Raw genomic sequence first — 1,710 nt, 5'->3', positions numbered from 1 at the left:
GCAACGAGGGAGCGGTAGCGACCGAGTGAGGAGCGCAGCGAGCCGCGCGAGTCCTCGCGGCTGGGGCTTCGGCGGTCGTGTCCAAGTCGGTGACCGCGTATCGCCGAGCGACTGGGGCTTCGGGGGTCTCGATTGTGACGAAAGCAACTGCGTCGTAGCGAGCGGATACGCCTTCAGCGCCCCCAAAGAGTGACCGTTTTTCCGGTCTCAGACCACCTGCGCGAGCAACACCACGTAGGTGACCGCGTTGTACACACCGTGTACCAGCCCGGGGACCACCACGTTGTCCGTCCACTCGTAGAACGCGCCGAGGACCGCTCCCAACACGACGACGACGCCGACGTACGCCCACTGCTCGACCATCGTCCCGGAGACCGCGGGCAGGTGGATCAGCCCGAACGCGACGCTCGCGATGAGTATCGCGGGGGCGGCGTCGAACGCGCGCCGGATCCCGCCCTGAACGACGCCGCGAAACAGCAGTTCCTCGACCGGGCCGACCACCGCGAGCGACACCGCGATCATCGCGAGGTAGTAGGTGACCGGGTCGCCGCCCGGGACGACCGCCTGGTTCTGCCCGGTCGAGAGGCCGATCTGATCGAGCGCGAACAGGGCCCCGTACTGGAACCCGAAGAGGAGGACGCCGCCGCCGACGATGATCCCCGCCTCGCGGGCGGTCGGCCGGGAGGCGCGAGCGAGGTCCCACTGGTCGGTGACGGCGAGGTACCCCGCGATCGCGGCGACGAACCCGGCGAACTGGAGCAGGGTCTGGAGCAGCCGGTAGCCGTTCGATCCCTCCGACACTAGCCCGAGGGAGGCGGCAAAGTTCGTTCCGGGCACGGTGACTGCGTTCGCGACGAGGAACGCGAACACGATCGCGAACAGCGCGCTCGCGACGCGAGTCAACCGCTCGCCGACCGCCGCCGCGGGGGGGTCGTCGCTCATCGCCGGCGATACGGCTCGCGGCGGTTTAGACGCACCGGAAGGGACCGGGGGCGTCGGTTCTCTCGCGAGTGTCGATTCGCGGCCTCAGTCGATCCGCAGTTCGCGCTTCTCCGTGACGGCGTCGGCCTCCTCGAAGTCGCCGCCGCCGAGCAGTCCGCGGGCCGCCTTCTTCCCCCACTCGACCGCGGGCTGGGTGAACGTCGAGACGCTCGCGAGCTCGCCGTACAGCACGCAGGCCGCCTCCATTCCGTAGAGCAGCTCACCGAGGCTTCGCTCGTCGACGCGGTCGATCTCGACGCGCACGTTGGGAACGTCTGCCGCCGCGAGGCTCGCCTCGGTCGCCTCGAACTCGGCGTCGAGCAGCCCGCCGAGCGACGAGCCGCCGAGGTACGCCAGCCCGTCGAGGTCGGTCTCGGGGATCGGCACGTCGGCGCGCTCGGTCGGGCGCACGAGCGTCACCAGTTTGTCCGGCGGCCCGGCGCGATACAACTGGAGCTGGGAGTGCTGGTCGGTCGCGCCGAGCGCCCGGGCGGGAGTCTGGCCCAGTCCGTCCTTGCCGAGACTCTCGGCCCACAGCTGTGCGAACCACTCCGCGAACGTCTCCAGCGACTCGGCGTACGGCATCACGGCGTTGGTGAGCGCGCCGCGCTCCGCGAGCGCGTACGTCGCCGCGCCGTACGCGTAGGCGGGCGACTCGTACAGCGACCCCGACAGCGACTCCATCCCGTCGCGGCCGCCCGCAAGGACAGCCGCGACGTCGTGGCCCTG

The 1,710-nt window shown here is 70.5% G+C and carries 1 protein-coding gene and 1 pseudogene; both read right to left on the bottom strand.

Annotated features, from left to right (window positions below; all coding sequences use genetic code 11):
* Positions 1 to 207 precede the first annotated feature (207 nt).
* Positions 208 to 942, bottom strand: a complete 735-nt coding sequence (locus BN903_RS11370; protein WP_048077835.1) for a CPBP family intramembrane glutamic endopeptidase — start codon at positions 940 to 942, stop codon at positions 208 to 210.
* A gap of 84 nt (positions 943 to 1,026) precedes the next feature.
* Positions 1,027 to 1,710 (bottom strand): annotated as a pseudogene (locus tag BN903_RS11365) (glucose-6-phosphate isomerase); the annotation flags it as partial.

This window comes from Halorubrum sp. AJ67, from assembly GCF_000513435.1.
The sequence above is the reverse complement of the archived record's forward strand: the minus strand, read 5'-3'. Positions and strand labels throughout refer to the sequence as shown.